The sequence below is a fragment of the Pandoraea capi genome (genome assembly GCF_902459735.1).
In the GTDB taxonomy this organism is placed as follows: Bacteria; Pseudomonadota; Gammaproteobacteria; order Burkholderiales; family Burkholderiaceae; genus Pandoraea; species Pandoraea capi.
Genome location: NZ_CABPRV010000005.1, coordinates 227,744 through 247,461, shown reverse-complemented (window position 1 = coordinate 247,461; position 19,718 = coordinate 227,744). Strand labels below are relative to the sequence as shown.

General features: G+C 62.6%; 15 protein-coding genes and 1 other RNA gene. 4 read left to right on the top strand and 12 right to left on the bottom strand.

All coding sequences use genetic code 11. From position 1 onward, the window contains the following. From PCA20602_RS12980 to ffs, 6 genes are all read right to left on the bottom strand, one after another. On the bottom strand, positions 1–567 hold the full coding sequence (locus PCA20602_RS12980) for a hypothetical protein (RefSeq protein ID WP_150721566.1): 567 nt from the start codon (positions 565–567) through the stop codon (positions 1–3). Between the two features lie 705 nt (positions 568–1,272). Beyond that, positions 1,273–2,631 carry a sigma-54 dependent transcriptional regulator gene (locus PCA20602_RS12975; protein ID WP_150721565.1) on the bottom strand — a complete coding sequence of 453 codons (1,359 nt, stop codon included), beginning with the start codon at positions 2,629–2,631 and terminating at the stop codon, positions 1,273–1,275. A gap of 250 nt (positions 2,632–2,881) precedes the next feature. Further along, positions 2,882–3,484 carry a recombination mediator RecR gene (gene recR / locus PCA20602_RS12970; protein WP_150721564.1) on the bottom strand — a complete coding sequence of 201 codons (603 nt, stop codon included), beginning with the start codon at positions 3,482–3,484 and terminating at the stop codon, positions 2,882–2,884. 34 nt (positions 3,485–3,518) lie between these two features. Then, positions 3,519–3,845 (bottom strand): YbaB/EbfC family nucleoid-associated protein, encoded by a 327-nt coding sequence (locus PCA20602_RS12965; RefSeq protein WP_010807314.1) that lies wholly within the window; start codon positions 3,843–3,845, stop codon positions 3,519–3,521. 169 nt (positions 3,846–4,014) lie between these two features. Continuing rightward, positions 4,015–5,925 (bottom strand): DNA polymerase III subunit gamma/tau, encoded by a 1,911-nt coding sequence (dnaX, locus tag PCA20602_RS12960; RefSeq protein ID WP_150721563.1) that lies wholly within the window; start codon positions 5,923–5,925, stop codon positions 4,015–4,017. A gap of 312 nt (positions 5,926–6,237) precedes the next feature. Beyond that, an RNA gene (gene ffs / locus PCA20602_RS12955) (signal recognition particle sRNA small type) lies at positions 6,238–6,336 on the bottom strand. A 303-nt stretch (positions 6,337–6,639) separates the two neighbouring features. On the opposite strand from ffs, the gene trxA reads away from it, so the two are divergent. From trxA to PCA20602_RS12940, 3 genes are all read left to right on the top strand, one after another. After that, positions 6,640–6,963, top strand: coding sequence for a thioredoxin TrxA (gene trxA, locus PCA20602_RS12950; protein WP_150721562.1), 324 nt, complete (start codon positions 6,640–6,642; stop codon positions 6,961–6,963). A 190-nt stretch (positions 6,964–7,153) separates the two neighbouring features. After that, a complete protein-coding gene (gene rho / locus PCA20602_RS12945; RefSeq protein ID WP_039399112.1) occupies positions 7,154–8,416 on the top strand; it encodes a transcription termination factor Rho in 1,263 nt (420 codons plus the stop codon). A gap of 235 nt (positions 8,417–8,651) precedes the next feature. Further along, positions 8,652–9,665, top strand: coding sequence for a tetratricopeptide repeat protein (locus PCA20602_RS12940; RefSeq protein ID WP_174981075.1), 1,014 nt, complete (start codon positions 8,652–8,654; stop codon positions 9,663–9,665). 166 nt (positions 9,666–9,831) lie between these two features. Here the strand turns inward: PCA20602_RS12940 and PCA20602_RS12935 are convergent, their stop codons facing one another. Then, a complete protein-coding gene (locus tag PCA20602_RS12935; protein ID WP_150721560.1) occupies positions 9,832–10,884 on the bottom strand; it encodes an extracellular solute-binding protein in 1,053 nt (350 codons plus the stop codon). A 584-nt stretch (positions 10,885–11,468) separates the two neighbouring features. Here PCA20602_RS12935 and PCA20602_RS12930 point away from each other — a divergent pair. Then, positions 11,469–12,428: a patatin-like phospholipase family protein gene (locus tag PCA20602_RS12930; protein WP_150721720.1), complete on the top strand. Its 960-nt coding sequence runs from the start codon at positions 11,469–11,471 to the stop codon at positions 12,426–12,428. 213 nt (positions 12,429–12,641) lie between these two features. Here PCA20602_RS12930 and PCA20602_RS12925 read toward each other — a convergent pair whose 3' ends face one another. From PCA20602_RS12925 to PCA20602_RS12905, 5 genes are all read right to left on the bottom strand, one after another. Then, on the bottom strand, positions 12,642–13,352 hold the full coding sequence (locus PCA20602_RS12925; protein WP_150721559.1) for a C40 family peptidase: 711 nt from the start codon (positions 13,350–13,352) through the stop codon (positions 12,642–12,644). A 333-nt stretch (positions 13,353–13,685) separates the two neighbouring features. Beyond that, entirely contained in the window at positions 13,686–15,290 is a 1,605-nt protein-coding gene (locus PCA20602_RS12920; protein ID WP_150721558.1) for an ABC transporter ATP-binding protein, read from the bottom strand. Continuing rightward, complete coding sequence (locus PCA20602_RS12915; protein WP_150721557.1) at positions 15,287–16,396, bottom strand: ABC transporter permease; 1,110 nt, start codon at positions 16,394–16,396, stop codon at positions 15,287–15,289. Before PCA20602_RS12915 ends, PCA20602_RS12920 begins: the two co-directional genes overlap by 4 nt. A gap of 1 nt (position 16,397) precedes the next feature. Further along, positions 16,398–17,453 carry a microcin C ABC transporter permease YejB gene (locus PCA20602_RS12910; RefSeq protein WP_150721556.1) on the bottom strand — a complete coding sequence of 352 codons (1,056 nt, stop codon included), beginning with the start codon at positions 17,451–17,453 and terminating at the stop codon, positions 16,398–16,400. A 2-nt stretch (positions 17,454–17,455) separates the two neighbouring features. Then, a complete protein-coding gene (locus PCA20602_RS12905; protein ID WP_150721719.1) occupies positions 17,456–19,315 on the bottom strand; it encodes an extracellular solute-binding protein in 1,860 nt (619 codons plus the stop codon). Positions 19,316–19,718: the final 403 nt, after the last annotated feature.

Below are 19,718 nucleotides of genomic sequence, written 5' to 3'. Positions count from 1 at the left end.
TCACCGCGTGGTATAGGTCACACGCGTCACCTGGACGTTGCCCACGCCGTTCGACAGTTGTTGCGGACGCGGCGTCGGGGCAATACCACCCGGCAGTTCGTCCCACAACGTCACGCCGTTGGCGATCGCCATCCCAGGCGACTTGACCATCGCAGCGCCCTGCAAATTGCGGCCGCGCTGGCTTCCGAGTTGTTCGTCGTCGATTCGGGCTGCGGCAAGCGGCATTCCTGAAGCGCCAACGCTCTGGCTGTCGTCGTTACCGGCGACCACCGGGGTTTGTTCCGCTGCCGGTGCCGCCGCGCTGTCGCTCACCGGCGCGACCGAGGCCGTCGGCATCACGAGACCGACATCGGCGTCGGAGATCTGCGCTGCCGGCAGCGTCGGCGTCGAGAACGAGGCCGGCACCATCGATCCGGTGAGCATCGCCACTTGCATGAAGGCGGCGCGCGAGACGTCCTGCGCCTGTGCCGGTGCGGCGCACAGTCCGAGCGTCACGACGATGGCTGCGCTCAGAGCGCTTGCGCCTTGTCGTACGCGGTACTGCATTTCGGTGGTGAGAATTCGCATCGCTTTGTCCTCCTTGCCCGGACCAATAAAGCGACTTCCGTGCCACCCGGCTTAAGTGGTTGAAAACATTGACGGAAATTTTTTCGACCAACACGGGGATCCGGCCGGGTCGCTGAAAACGTTTCAGCATTGATACGTGGGCCCGGTCCGTCCCCGGCTGTCACGTCATCGACGCACTTCGCAAACATTCCGAACTGCGAACGATATCGGCGTCAGTAGCGACGCATGTCGCAGACGCCCTGTTTGCAAGGGTTTCGCATGACACTTTTGCGGCGGATTGAGAGCGATCGACGAATACGACATGGAGCAGTCACATTCGGGCGAAGTGATCGCGACGGCGCGACAGGCCCCGGATGTTTCATCTTTGATGTGCGTGCGGGACAACCCTTGCCTGCGATTTTTTCGAATCGGCGCCGAAGGCAGCGGGCCTTTTCGAAACACTTCCAACGAGGGAGGCCACGCATTGCGTACGACGCGACGGCGGCGTCGACCAGCAGAGAAAATGCCGGAATCGCCCGTCGTTATTGACGATGGCAGGGGTCGCGAAACGCGAGGACAGGGAGAAAATCGAAGGGAGAAATGCGCGTTGCACACACAGATGGGAAGCGCTTCGGAGAAACATCAACTGCGCAATCTTCAGGACCCCAAAAAGAAACGACCGCCCTGCTCATCACAGGACGGTCGCCCTCTCTTCGCCAGAAGATATCAGGCCGGCACGCCCGATTCGTCACCGCGCAATCCGTACCGGCACATGAGGCGGTACAGCGTAATGCGCGAAATTCCCAACTCTGCGGCCACATCCGTCAAACGGTGACAGTGGCGCAGCAACGCCTGCTCGATGGCCGTTCGTTCGGCCTCCGCGCGAATTTCCTCGAGCGTGCGCACCAGTGTCGGCACCCATGGCAGGAGGTCAAGATCCTTGGCCGAAATCATGCGGCTATCGGCCATCACGATGGCGCGGCGCACACGGTTGATCAACTCGCGCACGTTGCCCGGCCAGTGATATTCATACATCGCCTGAACCGCGCATTGCGTGAAGCCACGGATCTTGCGATGGTTGTCGCCTTTGAAGCGTTGCAGCACATGATGCGCAAGGATCTCGATGTCCTGGCCACGTGCGCGCAGCGGCGGTTCATCCACCCGAAGCACGCACAGACGGTGGAATAGATCCATGCGGAAACGTCCCTCTTTCACGGCAGTTTCCAGATCGACGTGCGTTGCCGAGATGATTCGGACATTGACCGGAATCACTTCGTGACCGCCGAGACGCTCGATCGCCCCTTGCTGCAGGAAACGCAGCAGGCTCGCCTGACTCTCGATGGGCAGATCGCCGATTTCGTCGAGGAACAGCGTGCCGCCGTTCGCCGACTCGACGCGACCGACCTTACGTGCGTTCGCGCCCGTAAAAGCGCCCCGTTCGTAGCCGAATAGTTCGGACTGCATCAGATGTGGCGGAATGGCGCCGCAGTTGATCGCGACGAATGGCCCCTTGGCACGCAAGGAGCGCTCGTGAATCGCTACGGCACTCAGTTCCTTGCCGGTCCCCGACTCGCCCGAAATGAACACCGGGGCGTCGGTATTGGCGACTTTACGGATGGTGCGAAAGAGCTGCTGCATCGCTTCGCATGTGCCGACCATCTCCTGATCGCCACCGACTTGCGGCGTGATGATCGGCACTTCCGACAGCGACGCCATGCCCCATGCGTGCCCGATCGAATGCGCGAGCTGATCGTTGGTACAAGGGACATTGACGTAGTCGAAGCAATAGTCACGAATGAGCCGTCGGATCGACGTCGTCGTGAGTTGTTCGGGATTTGTCGCGGCAACCCAGCCGACGGTTGCCGGCTGCATGCAGGACTCGAACGCGCCCATCTCGCGGTCGCTATAACCGCTCGCCAGGTCGATGAGTGCTGCGCTGGTGACCCCCGGATTGAGAATGCGACCGACGTCGCTGGCGCTCTTGGCCGGCACAACCTGCCAGCCTTGCTCTCCCAGGAACGACAGCAATCCGTCGCTGTGCTTTCGGGAGGCGTAAATCAGGGTGCGCCCGGTATCGTTAGCCATACCTTAACTCCCTGCCTAAGCAGTGCCTGCACGCAGTTTTTTGGTCTTGGACCGGGATCTGCGCGACAGGTTATACGGCCCCACGCCGCCCGGGAGTTATGGTGTTCCCCGTGTAGTTGGGTCCCCAAGTCGGCAGGTTTAGTCTAGAAGACGGGGATATGCGCAGATATAGCGAATAACAGCTAATCCGATTGGATGAGAGTACGAGTACCTACGCGCAAAGGCGGACGACGTCACGTCCGCGCCATGCTCAGAGCGTATGCCTGTCGAGCACGGCACGGGCGATCGTTCCGGCATCGACGTACTCCAGTTCGCCCCCGACCGGCACGCCTCGCGCGAGCCGGCTCACGCGCAGACCGCGCGCCTTGAGCGTCTGTCCGATGTAGTGTGCCGTGGCTTCACCTTCGTTGGTGAAGTTCGTGGCGAGCACCACTTCCTTGACCACGCCGTCGGTAGCGCGACGGATCAATTGCTCGAAATGGATCTCGCCCGGCCCCACGCCGTCGAGCGGCGAGAGATGGCCCATGAGCACGAAGTACAACCCTTTGAAGGTCATCGTCTGCTCAAGCATGTTCTGATCGGCGGGCGTTTCCACCACGCACAGAAGGCTCGTGTCGCGCTCGGGATCGAGGCACGTCTCGCAGATTTCGACTTCGGTGAACGTGTTGCAGCGCGCGCAATGGCGAATCTGCTCGGACGCATGCACCAGCGCTTCGCCCAGCCGCACCGCGCCCTTGCGGTCGCGTTGCAGCAGATGGTAAGCGATGCGTTGGGCGGACTTCGGTCCGACACCCGGCAATGCGCGCAGGGCATCGACGAGTTCCTGCAGGCTCGAGAGCTGGGGCTGAGGCATGCGTCGTCTTTCTATCGAAGCTGGCGGAAAACGCTCAGAACGGCATCTTGAAGCCCGGCGGCAGCGGCAGACCGGCGGTCAGGCCTCCCATCTTTTCCTGCGCGGTCGCTTCGGCCTTGCGCACGGCGTCGTTGAATGCCGCCGCGACGAGGTCTTCAAGCATGTCCTTGTCGTCAGCCAGCAGGCTCGGGTCGATGGTCACGCGACGCACGTCGTTCTTGCAGGTCATCACGACCTTCACGAGGCCCGCGCCCGACTGCCCTTCGACTTCGATCTGCGCGAGCTGCTCCTGCGCCTTCTTCATGTTTTCCTGCATTTGCTGGGCCTGTTTCATCAGACCTGCGATGTTTCCTTTCAGCATGTTGGCTCCTGAATAAATCGTGTGGGGTGTCGTCTGAGGTGTCGTGCAGGCTGCGGGCCGCGCAGCGTGCCGGCGTATTCGCCATGCTCGCTGTACGCACCGACCGCGCCAAACACGCGTTTGGGTGCCGGATTCGAAAACCCGGAACCCTTTACGAAAGCGAACTTGCTTATTGTACCGGTCGAATGCTTCCCGGAAGGATCTGCGCGTCGAATTCGTCGATCAATTCGCGCATGACCGGATCGTCGGCGATGGCCTGTTCGGCCGCGCGCTGGCGCGCCGCCGCCGCTTCTGCGGCGAGCGAAGCCGCCGTCGTACCGACCTGCCCCAGTTCGACGTGCAGTTGCACGTCGCCGCCGAAATGCTCGACGAGTGCCTGACGCAATTTGTCGGCGGTGGCGGCGTCGGCCAGTTGGCGAAGCGGCACGCGCAAATGCAAGGCGCGTCCCGCCACTTCCGTCAACTCGCTCTGAAACGCCAGTTGCTGCGCCAGACCACGCGCCGGCAGCGCTTCCGCCAGGGCCGGCCATTCGCCGGTAAATACCGGCGGCACGCCGTCGACTTCACGATAGACGCAAGCGCGCGGCGGCTGGACAGGCGCGGCAGCGGGAGCCGCCGCAGTACTGGCAGGCTCAGGTTCGGGGTCGGCACCGGCAGGCGCTTCGTCCGATGCGCGGGGCGCGCTGGCGCGATTGGCGCCGGCAGCACTCCCGGCGCGACCGGCCGTCCCCTTGCGCCCGGCATTGAGCGCGGCGAGCGCGGCTCGGGCGGGCGACATCGGGGCACCGTCGGCCGGGGCGCCCGGCGCACTGCTGCGGGCTGCCGGTGCGCGACGCGCTTCCGGTTGCGCCGCAGGGGAAGATGCGGGTGACGACGGCGCAGAGGCACGTGGCGCCGGCTCCGCCATCGGCGCACGCGCCGGGGCGCTCGTGGCGACTGCACGCGCAGATTGCGCGGCTTGCGGCGTCGGCGGCTCGGCGAGCGTGCCACCGGCGAGCAGCGGCGTGAATGCCGCCATGCGCAGCAGCGCCATCGAGAAACCGGTGTATTCGTCGGGCGCGAGACCAAGCTCGCCGCGCGCTCGCGTGGCGATCTGGTAATAGAGCTGAACCGCCTCCGGCGACAGCGCTTCGGCCAGTCGTCGCACGTCGGCGGCTTCCGGCCAGTCATCGGACACGGCTTGCGGCGCGTACTGCGCCAGCGCGATCTTGTGCAGCAAGCTGCCCAGATCCTGCAAACCTGCGGCAAACGAGAAGCTGCGCTCTGCCATTTCGTCGGCAATCGCGAGCAAATCGGTGCGCGACTCGTCCTTCAACGCGTCGAGCAAGCGCACCAGCACGCTCTGATCGATGGCGCCGAGCATGCCGCGCACGGCCGTCTCAGTGAGCGGGCCCGCCGCATAGGCGATGGCCTGATCGGTGAGCGACAACGCATCACGCATACTGCCGCCCGCCGCCTTGGCGAGCAGACGCAGCGCTTGCGGCTCGTTCTCGATCCCTTCTTCGCCGAGAATATTCGTGAGGTGCGACACGATGTGCCCGGCCGGCATCTGCTTCAGATTGAATTGCAGGCAGCGTGAGAGCACGGTGACCGGAATCTTTTGCGGATCGGTCGTCGCGAGAATGAATTTGACGTGCGCGGGCGGCTCTTCCAGGGTTTTGAGCATCGCATTGAACGCGTGCCCCGTGAGCATGTGCACTTCGTCGATCATGTAGACCTTGAAGCGCGCATCCGCCGGCGCGTAGACCGCCTTTTCGAGCAACGACGTCATTTCGTCGACACCGCGGTTCGACGCGGCATCCATTTCGACGTAGTCGACAAAACGCCCTTCGTCGATGGCCTTACAGGCCTTGCAAACGCCGCACGGCTCGGCCGTGATCCCCGTCTCGCAATTGAGCGCCTTGGCCAGAATGCGCGAAAGCGTGGTCTTGCCGACGCCGCGCGTACCGGTGAACAGATAGGCGTGATGCAGGCGCTGTTGCTCGAGCGCGTGCGTCAACGCACGCACGACATGCTCCTGGCCCACCAGGGTCGAGAAGCCTTTGGGGCGCCATTTGCGCGCGAGTACTTGATAGGTCATGCCAAATTGTAACAGTTCGGCGTTGGGCTTCCGCACCGATGTCAACGCCCGATCGAACGTCGAACGGCGTCGCTTTTCATGCCGGAATCGGCACGCTATCAGTGCAATAGAAAAAAATGTCGGGCGATTCTACCAAGCCCGTCCGCCCCACGCGAGGCGCGGAGCCACGTGATCGCTTTCCTCACGAAAACGAAGGCGCAAACGACGGTGAACGCGTCGCCGCCCATCGACAATGGGGACGATTCGTGCAGGCTTCAAGCGGTGGAGATATTTGCGCAGAACGCGCGAGAACATCGGCAAAACAAGGAATTAGGTGACGAGCCTGACCCTCGGCACTGGTAGAAAACGGCTGTGGCTGCTTCGTTCCCGACCTGACCAGATTGGCCGCGCCACCATGCGAGGAGGCCCGTCAGGAAAAGATTCTACCAGAGTCGACGCGCCAACAGAAGCCCAAAGCGCGAGATTATGGGACGCGATACGCCGCCGGGCACCTCTCAGCCTGTGTCGGCAGCGCGCGCAAGCCTTGGAAATTTCCGCTAAGATGATCGCAAACTGCATTGGCGAGCGCTATTGAATGCCGCGATTGCAGCCTCCATATGGAGAATGCACGCCCGGGAAATGCTGGGTGACATCTCCAGCGTCGGTGAAAGCGAACGGCGCCTAGCGCCACTTTCATCGGACGTTTCCGAATAGTTATACGAGGCAACAATACTCATGAGCGAAATCAAGTACATCTCCGACGCCAGCTTCGACGCGGACGTTCTGAAATCCGACAAGCCGGTGCTGCTCGACTTCTGGGCGGAATGGTGCGGCCCCTGCAAGATGATCGCCCCGATCCTCGACGAAGTGTCGAAGGAATACGGCGACAAGGTGCAGATCGCCAAGATCAACGTGGACGAGAACCAGGGCGTGCCGGCCAAGTTCGGCATTCGCGGCATCCCGACCCTGATTCTGTTCAAGAACGGCGCTGTCGCCGCACAGAAGGTCGGCGCCCTGTCGAAGTCGCAACTGACCTCGTTCCTCGACGGCAATCTGTAATCGATCGTCGACGGTAAGTGCCGGGGCCTTTGTCGCCACAGTGCGACACCCCGGCGCCGGGCAAACGGCGCAGTGCTTGCGCATGACGCTGCTTGCTATATAATCCGCCCAAAAGCACCCCAAAGTTCTTCGAGCGTTCGCTCACTTTTCCCTGATCCTTCACTTGTCGTCCAGTGGACGGCACCTCCGTATGCATTTATCCGAACTAAAGTCCCAGCACGTCTCCGAGCTGCTAGAAATGGCGAACGGTCTCGAAATCGAGAACGCCAACCGCCTACGCAAGCAGGAGCTGATGTTCGCCATTCTGAAGAAGCGCGCAAAGTCCGGCGAAACCATCTTTGGCGACGGTACGCTCGAAGTGCTGCCGGACGGCTTCGGTTTCCTGCGCTCGCCTGAAACGTCGTATCTGGCCAGCACGGACGATATCTACATCAGCCCGTCGCAGATCCGCCGCTTCAACCTGCATACCGGCGACACGATCGAAGGGGAAGTGCGTACGCCGAAGGACGGCGAGCGTTATTTCGCGCTGGTGAAGGTCGACAAAGTCAACGGCCACCCGCCCGAGGCCTCGAAACATAAGATCATGTTCGAGAACCTCACGCCGCTGCACCCGAACAAGCCGCTGCTGCTCGAGCGCGACATTCGCGGTGAAGAGAACGTGACGGGCCGCATCATCGACATGATCGCCCCGATCGGCAAGGGCCAGCGCGGCCTGCTGGTCGCCTCGCCGAAGTCCGGCAAGACCGTGATGCTGCAACACATCGCACACGCCATCACGGCCAACCATCCGGAAGCCAAGCTTTTCGTGCTGCTCATCGACGAGCGCCCGGAAGAAGTGACCGAAATGCAGCGCTCGGTGCGCGGCGAAGTGATCGCGTCGACGTTCGACGAGCCGGCCACGCGTCACGTCCAGGTCGCAGAAATGGTCATCGAGAAGGCCAAGCGCCTGATCGAAATGAAAGAAGACGTGGTGATTCTGCTCGACTCGATCACGCGTCTGGCCCGCGCCTACAACACCGTGATCCCGGCATCGGGCAAGGTGCTGACCGGCGGTGTGGATGCCAACGCCCTGCAACGTCCGAAGCGCTTCTTCGGTGCTGCACGTAACGTCGAAGAAGGCGGCTCGCTCACGATCATCGCGACGGCACTGATCGAAACCGGCAGCCGCATGGACGACGTGATCTACGAAGAATTCAAGGGCACCGGCAACATGGAAGTGCACCTCGAGCGTCGTCTGGCGGAAAAGCGCGTCTATCCGTCGATCAACCTGAACAAGTCGGGTACGCGTCGCGAAGAGCTGCTCATCAAGCCGGAAATCCTCCAGAAGATCTGGGTGCTGCGCAAGCTCATCTATGACATGGACGAGGCCGAAGCCATGGAATTCCTGCTTGGCAAGATCAAGCAGACGAAGAACAACGCCGAGTTCTTCGACCTGATGCGCCGCGGCGGCTGATCCCGACAGCCCCGCCCCGCGTCACGAGAAAAAGCCGCGACACCCTGTCGCGGCTTTTTCATTGCGCGTCGTCAGACGTGCCCCTCCCCCTGTTCGTCATCATCCCGCCAGTTAGCATCGTGGATCGCACCGCGACGATGCCGGCTGTCACGATGCCTGTTATATGATGGGACGATACTGCGCGCGAGCCGCCGGTACGCCTTCCCCTCAAGCTGTTCCCGAAGGAGAAATTGCAATGTCCGAGAAAGACGAATTGATGGCGGAAGCGTTCGCCCACCTGGAAGCTGGCGATCCCGAAACGGCCCTGGAAATCGGCAAACGGCTTGAGTCGCTGCAGTACTCGGGCGCCTATGAGGTGCAAGCCATGGCCTACGCAGACATGGACGACACGGCGCAGGCCGTCGCCGTGCTCGAAGCCGGTGTGGCGCATGCCCCGGGCGTCTGGCTGCTCTGGCAATTGCTGGGCAACTACCGCTCCGATCTCGGACGCTTCGACGCCGCCATCGAAGCCTACGAGGCCGCCGGCAATTGCGCGCCGGACGAAGACCTCGTGATCGTCGACTTCAACCACGCCAACGCCCTCGCCCGTCAAGGCGATCTCGCGCTCGCCCAGGCCCGCCTCGACCGTACGCTCGAAAGCCCGCACCTCGCACAGGCCGGACGCGCCTTCATCGAGAATGCCATCGCGCTACGCATGCACCTGTTCGTCGCTCAGGGGGAGCCGAAGGCCGCCATCGCCACGTACGAGGCCCTGGCCAAGCAGGAACACGACGAGGAAGGCAGCAACGTATCGATGGCGGATGTGCTAGCCGAACTCTCGCTCGCCTACAAGCAATCGGGCGACAACGCCAAGGCTTTGGCAACCGCCCTCGACGCCGTACAGTCGTACAAGTGGAGCGACGCCGCCCTGTGGGCGCTGCGCGCCGCGCGCGACGAGCAATCGGAAACCGCCCGCGCCATGCATCTGATCGTGGAAGGCCAATGGTACGAGCCGCTGGAAGATGAAGATCCGGATGGCCCCGCACCGGAGTTCGTGACCACGTACGACGTGGTGGCCGAAGATGAAGCCGAAGCCCTGCGACTGATTGCCGAATGCGAGCCGCCGCAGGTACGCGAATCGCTTCGCATCGCCGAGACGCACCTGATCGATAACGAAGACGCGTCGGCCACGGCGTACAAAGGCGTCTACGCTACCGGCGATTACCACATGTATCAGCCGGGCGAGGAAGACGAGTCGCTGGACGACTGAGCGCGCCGCCCCAACAGGCTTCAGGTCGCTCACGCGGCTTGCCTGTGACGACCAGCGCCGAAGTTAACGCCAAAGCGCCAAAGGGCGCCGGATCCAATCCGGCGCCCTTTGCGCTTGGTGCGGGCAATACTGACATCGCGGGCATCACCCGCGATGTCCTTGCCGCTTATTTGTAGCCAGCGCGGTCGAGAATGCGCTGCGCTTCCGGCAGATTTTTGGCGACGGTACCGATGGAGACGTCCTCTGCCTTGAATTCGCCGAGTGAAGCCAGCGCCGGGTTATCGACCTTGGTCGTCGTCACGGCCGGCCATTCGTTGTTGCCGTTGGCGAAGTACTGTTGCGCTTCGTCACTTGCCAGGTACTCCAGGAATTTCACGGCATTGGCGTGGTTCGGCGCGTGTTTGGCGATACCGGCGCCCGCAACGTTCACGTGCGTGCCCTTGCCGGCCTGATCGGGCCAGATGAAGCCGACTTTCGACATCAGCGCCTTGTCTTCCGGCTTGTCCGAACGCGCCATGCGCACGTAATAGTACGAGTTCGCCAGCGCCACGCCGCACTCGCCCGTCGCCACGGCCTTGATCTGGTCGGTATCGCCACCGCGCGGCGCACGCGCGAAGTTCGTCACCATGCCCTCGGCCCATTTCTGCGTCGCCTGGGCACCATCACGCGCAATGAGCGCCCCGACCAGCGACAACATGTACGGATGCGACCCCGAGCGCGTACAGACCTGCCCCTTGTGCGACGGATCGGCGAGTGAGGCGTACGTCTGCACGGTCTTCGGGTCGACCTTGTCCTTGTTGTAGACGATCACGCGAGCGCGCGTCGAGAAGCCATACCAATCTGTGCCCGCCTTCGTGTTTGCGGCGTGCAGCTTGGCCGGAATACGCGCATCGAGCGTAGCTGACTTCGTCGGTTGGAATAGTCCCGCTTCATCGCCCTTGGCCAGACGTGCCGCATCGACCATCAGGATGACGTCGGCCGGGCTCTTCGCCCCTTCGCTCTTCAGACGCTCCAGCAATGCAGCGTCATCGGCCTCGATGCGGTTGATCTTGATACCCGTCTGCTTGGTGAAGGTGCCGTAAAGCTGCTCGTCGGTCTGATAGTGACGCGCCGAGTACAGATTCAGCACACCGTTGTCCGCCTGCGCGGCGAATGCCGCCGCCATTGTCGTGCCGAGCACCGTCAGTCGCGCCAGCTTGCCGATCGTCTTCGCCTTCATTAGCCATTCCCCTTGCCGTTGTGGTTTTACAGAGAGGAACAGGATAATGAAAAATTTCAATCAACACAAACGATTCCCATTCTCATTGATTCAGATGTTCATTATCGAGAACAGGGAGTGGCGCGGGGAGATGGAGGTGACGACCGACTGCACCCCAAAGGTGGGATGCCTCGGACAGACGCCAGGCAGCGGAGTGGCAGGTCACACAAGCAGACTTCGCACATTGCGTGCGTTGCGGCAGGTGAGACGCTCCGCCTCGGGAAAGGTTCCGTGTCAGGTCGCCGCACACTGATGACACCCTCGAAAAGTGAACTGATTTGTGCCTTCGCCGCTCCAATCGCCGTAAAATTGCGCGTCGACGCTCGCCAGCCTCCCCATTCCAACGATCTATGGTGCGGCGAGCGTTTGTCCTGCCCTGCCGGAGTTTTCCCTTGTTGTCGTTGAATCGAATCCTGCGTCGCGCTGTCACCCTGACGGCCGCCGATGCCCCCATTGTGTCCGCCACCGCTTCATCCGCTGCCTCGACGCGCGGCTGCGTGGCACGCCGACTCACCTCGTCGCGCACGGCGTTTGCCGCGCTTGGCATGGCCGCCGTGCTCGCAGGTTGTGCGAGCGCCCCGCTGACGAGTCAGCCCGCCACGTCGACCACGGCGCAGCCACCCGTCGCACAAACCCCCGTCACGCCGGCGACACCCCTTACACCGCTTGTGCCGCCCAAGGTCGTCCGCCCGCTGAAGATCGGTCTCGCCCTCGGTGGCGGTGCCGCGCGCGGCTTCGCCCATGTGGGCGTGATCAAGGCACTGGAAGCCCGTGGCATCCACGCGGATATCGTCGTCGGCACGAGTGCAGGCAGCGTCGTCGGCGCGATGTATGCGTCCGGCCTGAACGGCTTCCAGCTCAATCGTCTGGCGTCGACGATGGACGAAGCGTCGATCAGCGACTGGACGATGCCGTTCCGCTCGCGCGGCATGTTGCGCGGCGAAGCGCTTCAGTCGTACGTCAACAAGATCCTCAAGGACCGCACGATCGAACAGATGCCGCGTCAGTTGGGCATCGTCGCCACGGATCTGCAAAGCGGCGCCCCGATCCTGTTCCGTCGCGGCAATACCGGACAGGCCGTACGCGCATCGAGCAGCGTGCCGGGTGTGTTCGAGCCGGTCCATATCGGCAATCGCGATTATGTGGACGGCGGGCTCGTCGCCCCTGTGCCGGCGGAATATGCCCGTCAGATGGGCGCGGACTTCGTGATTGCAGTCGATATCTCCGCCAACCCGACCGCGCAGGCGACACAAGGCCAGTTCGACATCCTTATGCAGACGTTCACGATCATGGGGCAATCGATCAAGCAATACGAGCTGGAGAAGAACGCCGATGTCGTTGTTCGTCCGTCGCTCGCCAAGATGGGCGCCTCGGACTTCCAGGGACGTAACCGTGCGATTCTGGCGGGCGAGGAAGCCGTCGCCAAGATGTGGCCGGAGATTCAGCGCAAACTTGCGGAGGCGCAGTCGGAAGCCACGCGCGGCATGCCACAGGCAGCGCGCTAAGGCGCTTGAGCCACAAACCCAGGCCGGGGCGCGACGATGCCTAACGCATTGCCATCGGCCTCGTAGGGACGCTCGCCGGGCCCAGTGGACCAATGCCGCTCATCGAGCACCCCCATGCCCGCACAGCGATCCCATCGCACAAACAAAAATGCCGCCCGGTGGGCGGCATTTTCATTGGCACAGAAGCTCGCAAATGTCACGAGCTTCGGCAGCTTACATCGGGTGATCGTTCTTGAAGAGCTGTTCGACGCGCGTGAGTTCTGCGCTGGCCTTGAGCGTCTCGACACGGCGAGCGCCGTTATAACGCGCCGACCAGTACGATTCGCGCAGGTCTTCCACGCGGATCTTGCCGCCCGTGGCCGGGGCATGCACGAACTTGTCGCCACCGATATAGATACCGACGTGTGAGAAGCTGCGGCGCATGGTGTTGAAGAACACCAGATCGCCCGGCTTCAGATCGGTCTTGGCGATGCGCTCACCCACCTGGCTCATCTCTTCCGAGCGGCGCGGGAGCATGAAGTTGAGTGTGTCCTGGAACACATAGCGCACGAAGCCGCTGCAATCCAGACCGCTGTCCGGCGTATTGCCACCGTACTTGTAGCGAACGCCAATGTAGTTCAGCGCGCCAAGTACGACGTCCGATGCCTTGTCGGTCACGTTCGAGAGCAGCTTCTGCGCACGTTGCACACGCGACTCTTCGACGACCGGTTGTGCGGCATCGGCACTGACCGTGGCGGTGCCAGCGGCGCTTTGGGTGTTCTGGGAAGCGTTGCTCGCCTGGATGGCCGCAGCGGCAGCGCGTGCAGCGGCCGTCGGGCCGTTGTTGTAGTCGTCAGCCTTCGCCGTCAACGAAGCGGTGACGAGGCCAGCGGCAGTGAACGCGAGAAGGAGAGTCTTGCGGGTGCGCTTAGGTTTCGTCTGCATTGGTCGCCGGGTTGGTTGAGTCGGATGGCCGATGAGTAGCTCGTCAGGGTGCAACAGGATGCTGCCGTGTTGAATCCTTCGAGTCACGCCCGGCAGACCCACCGCCGAACTTGTTTCTGAACTGACTTCGGAACTGTTCCGTTATCTGATCGGTTAACTCGTTGAATAATCAACTTAATTGGTACGCGATAGTAATGTGAACGTCACATGATGTCAAAAGGTAATAGAAAAAAACAATCAGTGCAATCGGAAAATTTTCATTAACAATCAAGCCTTTGCGATTTGGGCGACGTTCCGCGACGTTATATGACGTTTCGCCCCCATGTCACAAACCTACAGCATGGCTGCGGCCACCAGCTCGCGGGTATAGTCGTTTTGCGGATCAAAAAATACTGATTCCGTATCGCCCTGCTCCACCAGATGGCCGTCCTTGAACACCAGCACCCTGTGCGCCATGGCCCGCATGACCGCCAGATCGTGGCTGATGAAGAGGTAACTCAGGTTGTACTTGATCTGCAATTGCGCGAGCAGATGGAGCACCTGCTGCTGGATCGAGACGTCGAGCGCACTGGTCGGTTCGTCGAGCACGAGGATCTGCGGATCGACGACCAGCGCACGGGCAATCGCAATCCGTTGCCGTTGGCCGCCGGAGAATTCATGCGGATATCGGGACATGGCGCGCGCGTCGATCCCGACCTCGCGCAGCACTTCGGCCACGCGTGCGCGACGGTCGTCCTCGCTCATCTGCGGACGATGCAGCGCCAGCCCCTCGCCCACGATTTCCTCGATGGTCATGCGAGGGGATAGCGAGCCGAACGGATCCTGAAACACGATCTGCATGCGCGAGCGCAGGGTGCGCTGTGCCGCACCGCGATACGACGTGAGCGGCTCGCCCTGAAACTCGATCTGGCCGGCACTGGCGCGTTGGAGGCCGAGCATCGCCATGGCGAGCGTCGTCTTGCCGGAACCCGATTCGCCCACCACCCCAAGCGTCTCGCCCTGACGCAGCGACAAATCGACCGGATGCACCGCGCGAAAGCGCCCGCGCTGGAACCAGCCGCGAACGCCGGGCTGCGCGGTCGCATAGTCCACCGTCACGCCACGCCCTTCGAGCAACACGGGCGCGATGGGCAGCACCGGATGAATCTCGCGCTGCGGGCGGCTGTCGATCAGCTTTCGTGTGTACGGATGCTGCGGATTCGTGAACAGCGCCTCGGTCTCGGCGCACTCCACGAGCACGCCCTTTTCCATCACCGCCACACGTTGCGCAAACCGTCGCACGAGATTCAGATCGTGGGTGATGAGCAGTACCGCCATGCCGCGCTTCTCTGCGGCGTCGCGCTGCAATTCGAGGAGCAGTTCGATGATCTGCGCGCGAATGGTGACGTCGAGCGCGGTCGTGGGTTCGTCCGCGAGCAGCAACTTGGGACGGCAGGCCAGCGCCATGGCGATCATGGCGCGCTGACGCTGACCGCCCGACAGTTCGTGCGGGAAGTGCGAGACACGGCGCTCAGGCTCGGGAATGCCAGTGCGACGCAGCAATTCGATGGCACGTGCCTTGGCGTCCTTCTTCGACAACCCTTCGTGCAACTCCAGCGCCTCGGCGATCTGCTCGCCGATCGGATACAGCGGATTGAGCGCTGTCATCGGCTCCTGGAAGATCATCGCGATATCGTTACCGCGCAGCCCGCGCATCTCGCGCTCGCTCGCCGATGCCAGATCCTTGCCGTCGAGCAGAATCCGTCCCTGAATCTCAGCGTCCTGCAACAGGCGCAGAATCGCGAGCGCCGTCACACTCTTGCCCGAGCCCGACTCACCGACCAGGGCGACCCGCTCGCCACGCTCGATGGCGAGGCTCACGTTCTTCACGGCTTCGGTGTCGCCGAAGCGCACCGAAAGATTCTCGATACTGAGCAAAGGAGAAGCCGGCGCGTTCACATCGCCCCCCCGGCCGCAGCCTGCTTGTCCGCGACACGCGTGTCGAGCGCATTACGCAAGGCGTCTCCCATGAACGTCAGCAACAACAGCGTGAGCACGAGCACGACGAAGGTCGCGAGCGAGATCCACCACGCGTCGAGATTCGCCTTGCCCTGATTGAGCAGCTCGCCGAGGCTCGGCGTCGGCGGCGGCACACCGAGCCCGAGGAAGTCGAGACTCGTGAGCGCCAGAATCGCCCCGCTCATGCGAAATGGCAGGAACGTGATGACCGGCGTCATGCTGTTGGGCAAGACATGCCGACGAATGATCTGCCAGTTCGACAACCCCATCGCCCGCGCCGCGCGCACGTAATCCAGTTGCCGGTTGCGCAGAAATTCGGCACGCACATAGTCGGACAAGCCGATCCAGCCGAATAACGACAGCAGCACGAAGAGCAGCCACAGATGCGGCTCGAAGATCGACGCGAAGATGATCAGCAGATACAGCTCCGGCAACGATCCCCAGATTTCGATGAGACGTTGCAACGTCAGGTCGATCCGTCCACCGTAGAAGCCCTGTACCGCCCCGGCGAGCACGCCGAGCAAGGTGCCGGAGACCGTGAGCGCCAGCGCAAAGATCACAGACAGCCGAAAGCCGTAGAGCAATCGCGCGAAGACATCGCGGCCGCGATCGTCCGTCCCGAGCCAGTTCTCCGACGACGGCGGCGCCGGATTCGGCACCTTCGCGAAGTAGTTGATGGTGGCGTAGCTGTAACGCACCGGCGGATAGATCGCGAAATTGTCGCCCGAGCGGATACGGTCTTCGATGAACGGATCGAGGTAATCCGTGGGCGTCGGGAAGTCGCCGCCGAAGGTCGATTCCGGGTAGGTCTTCACGAGCGGGAAATACCACTGCCCCTCGTAGCGCACGACCCACGGCTTGTCGTTGGCGATGACCTCGGCAAAGAGGCTGACGCCGAACAGCACCACGAACGCGATCAGGCTCCAGTAGCCCAGCCGATGACTGCGAAAGCGCCGCCAGACGCGCCAGCGCGGCGAGCGCGCCGGCGATGCGAAATAAGACGACGGTGAGGACGGGCGTGGCGATGGCGTGGCGGATCGGGTCACGTCAGTGCTCCACTCGATCGAATTGAATACGCGGGTCGACCAGCACGTAGCAGAGGTCGGAGATGAGTTTGGTCACGAGGCCGATGAGCGTGAACAGATACAGCGAGCCGAGCACGACCGGATAATCGCGGCGCTGTACCGATTCGTACGACAACCGCCCCAGACCGTCGAGCGAGAACAGCGTCTCGATCAGCAGACTGCCCGCGAAGAACGCACCGATAAACGCGGCGGGAAAACCGGTAATGAGCGGGATCAGCGCATTGCGAAAGACATGCTTGAACAGCACCTTACGCTCGGAAAGCCCCTTCGCGCGCGCCGTCAGCACGTACTGTCGGCGAATCTCGTCGAGGAACGCGTTCTTCGTCAGCATGGTGATGACGGCAAAACTGCCGACCACCGACGCCGTCACCGGTAACGTGATGTGCCACAGATAATCGGTAATTTTGGCCGGCCACGACAGATCGCTCCAGTTATCCGACACGAGTTCGCGCAGCGGGAACAACTGCCAGAACGTGCCGCCGCCGAATAGCACCAGCAGCAACACGCCGAGCACGAACCCCGGAATGGCATATCCCACGAGCACGACCAGACTCGTGAGCGTGTCGAAACGCGAGCCGTTGCGCACCGCCTTGGCAATGCCCAGCGGCACCGATATCAGGTAGGTGAGGAAGAACGTCCATAGCCCCAGCGAGATCGACACCGGCAACTTCGAGACGATCAGCGACCAGACGCTCTGGTGATGGAAATAACTCTGCCCGAGATCGAAGCGTGCGAAGCGTTTGAGCATCAGCCAGTAGCGCTCCATCGGGGTCTTGTCGAAGCCGTAGAGCGCCTTGATCTGGGCGAGTTGTTGCGCGTCGATGCCGCGACGTCCGCGATAGTCGCTGCCGCCCCCGCCACCGCTGGCCTCACCGCCGCCACCGCGCCCCTTGAGTTCGAGCATCACCTGCTCGACCGGCCCGCCGGGCACGAACTGGATGACCGCAAAGGTCAGCGTGATCACGCCGAGCAGCGTCGGGATCATGATCAGCAATCGTTTGAGAATGTAGGCCCACATGATTAACGATCGACTCCAGTCGGGGCTGCCACGGCCGGCGCATTGCCCGTGCGGCCCGAGCGTGAATCCCACCACATCGAGACCAGCCAGCCTTCTGCGGTGAAGTACAGCGGCAACTTTTCGGGGTAACGCAAATTCTGTTTGTATGCCATGCGATGCGTCGACGAGAACCAGTGCGGCACGATGTAATAGCCGTGCATCAGCACCCGGTCCAGCGCGCGGGCCGCGGCCACCAGATCCTCATAGGTATGGGCACGCACCAGGTTGCCGAGCAGCGAGTCGACGGCCGGGTCCTTCAGACCGATCACGTTGTCCGAGCCTTCAACGCCGGCCGACTGGCTACCGAAACGGTCGAGCAGCTCGGTGCCGGGAATCTGCGAATCGGGATAGCGCAGCGAAATCATGTCGAAGTCGAACGTCTCGATACGCTTCTGATACAGCGCGAAGTCGCTCGTACGGAAATTCAGCGTGATGCCGAGCTTCGCCAGATTTCGTGCGTACGCGGACGCCACCGGTCCCATCGACCCGCCGTCATCCAGAAACTCGAAGACGAACGGTTCGCCCTTCGCGTTACGCAATGCCCCATCGCGATAGGTCCAGCCCGCCTGCTCCAGCAGTTCACGCGCTTCGCGCAGGTTGTCGCGCAGGCTGGCGGGCGGCGTCGTCGTCGGCTGCACCACCATCGGACCGAACACCGCCGGGTCCAGCTTCTTTCGCAACGGCTCCAGCAGCTTGAGCTCCGCGTCGCTGGGCATGCCGCGCGCGGCCAGATCGCTGTTGGTGAAGTAACTGTAGATACGCTGGTACTGGTTGTAGAACAGTTGGCGATTGAGCCACTGATAGTCGAGCGCGAGGTCCAGCGCCTTGCGCACGCGAACGTCGCGGAACAGATCGCGGCGCGTATTCAGGATGAAGCCCTGCATGCCTGCCGCGTTGTGATGCGCAAATTCGCGCTTGATCAGTTCGCCGTCCTTGAATCGCTTACCGACGTAGCTGCGCACCCAACTGCGCGCGCGGTATTCGGTGATGGCATCGAACTCGCCAGCCTTGAAGCCTTCCAGGCGCACGATGTCGTCGGAGTACAGCTTGTAGACGATGCGCTCGAAGTTGTACGTGCCGCGTCGCACCGGCAGGTCGTTGCCCCAGTACTTCGGGTCACGCTGGAAAGTGATGCGACGCCCGCCGTCGTAGGACTCGATCCGATAGGGGCCGCTCGCCACGGGCGGCTCGAATGTCAGCGCATCGAACGCCTTGCGCTTGCCGTCTGCCCCCACGGCCCACTTGGGCGAGAACACGGGCACCGACGACACGAGTAGCGGCAGATCGGGGCTCACCCGCCGGAAATCGAAGCGCACGCGTGACTTGTCGATCACCGTAACGCTCTTCACGTCAGCCAGCATCACCTTGAAGCCGGGTGCCGACTGCGGGCTCATGAGCGTGTCGAACGAATATTTGACGTCTTGCGCCGTGACCGGATCGCCGTTGTTGAAGCGTGCCGCGGGGTTGATGTGGAACGTGACCGAGGCCCCGTCGGGCGCGACGGCGATGTCGTCCGCCAGCAAGCCGTAGACAGTGGCCGGTTCATCGGCACTGCCGATGCCGAGCGTCTCGAACATCAGCCCCGATACCCCCGGCGCCGAGGTGCCCCGCAAGGTGAACGGATTGAATTTGTCGAAGCTGGTGCGACGGTCGGGGTTCGCGAGCGTCAATGTGCCGCCGCGAGGTGCATCGGGATTGACGTAGTCGAAGTGCGTGAACCCCTGGGGATATTTCGGCTCGCCGTACTGGGCGATGGCGTACTTGGCGTGCGCCGCCGGCGCCGGGAGCATGCCGGCCGCCAGCAGCGTGGCGACGGGCGCCATGCTCGCGAGCGTCAGCACTCGGGAAATGCGACGAAAGCCGAAGCGAACCGCGCGAACGGAGGAGACGGCGAGATCGGCGCGCGGTGCCGGGATGGCCGATGACGCCAGCGAGGTCACAAAAGTGCGAATAGTGCCTCTGGCCGTGTGTGGATGCCGTGATGTGCGCGCGTTCATGCGTCTCCTGTGTTGGTCGGCGAGCGCCAGCCTGCTCGGGGTCCGGACGCATCCAGCCCCACCCCTTCGATCCGGACGAAACATCTCGTAACCCATCGCTCACGCACATTTCCCGCACGAGACTTGGCGGCGCGGCCGGACCGCGCGACAATTGTACCCAAAAGCCCGGCGTTCACCGCACTGAAAGACACATCCCCGCCGGCCCGGTTCCCCCATCCCGCCCTGGAGG

Bases quoted from the DNA above. Each gene is read 5' to 3' on its own strand.
- PCA20602_RS12980 (WP_150721566.1), bottom strand. From the start codon at position 567: ATGCGAATTCTCACCACCGAAATGCAGTACCGCGTACGACAAGGCGCA.
- PCA20602_RS12975 (WP_150721565.1), bottom strand. From the start codon at position 2,631: ATGGCTAACGATACCGGGCGCACCCTGATTTACGCCTCCCGAAAGCAC.
- recR (WP_150721564.1), bottom strand. From the start codon at position 3,484: ATGCCTCAGCCCCAGCTCTCGAGCCTGCAGGAACTCGTCGATGCCCTG.
- PCA20602_RS12965 (WP_010807314.1), bottom strand. From the start codon at position 3,845: ATGCTGAAAGGAAACATCGCAGGTCTGATGAAACAGGCCCAGCAAATG.
- dnaX (WP_150721563.1), bottom strand. From the start codon at position 5,925: ATGACCTATCAAGTACTCGCGCGCAAATGGCGCCCCAAAGGCTTCTCG.
- trxA (WP_150721562.1), top strand. From the start codon at position 6,640: ATGAGCGAAATCAAGTACATCTCCGACGCCAGCTTCGACGCGGACGTT.
- rho (WP_039399112.1), top strand. From the start codon at position 7,154: ATGCATTTATCCGAACTAAAGTCCCAGCACGTCTCCGAGCTGCTAGAA.
- PCA20602_RS12940 (WP_174981075.1), top strand. From the start codon at position 8,652: ATGTCCGAGAAAGACGAATTGATGGCGGAAGCGTTCGCCCACCTGGAA.
- PCA20602_RS12935 (WP_150721560.1), bottom strand. From the start codon at position 10,884: ATGAAGGCGAAGACGATCGGCAAGCTGGCGCGACTGACGGTGCTCGGC.
- PCA20602_RS12930 (WP_150721720.1), top strand. From the start codon at position 11,469: ATGGCCGCCGTGCTCGCAGGTTGTGCGAGCGCCCCGCTGACGAGTCAG.
- PCA20602_RS12925 (WP_150721559.1), bottom strand. From the start codon at position 13,352: ATGCAGACGAAACCTAAGCGCACCCGCAAGACTCTCCTTCTCGCGTTC.
- PCA20602_RS12910 (WP_150721556.1), bottom strand. From the start codon at position 17,453: ATGTGGGCCTACATTCTCAAACGATTGCTGATCATGATCCCGACGCTG.
- PCA20602_RS12905 (WP_150721719.1), bottom strand. From the start codon at position 19,315: ATGGCGCCCGTCGCCACGCTGCTGGCGGCCGGCATGCTCCCGGCGCCG.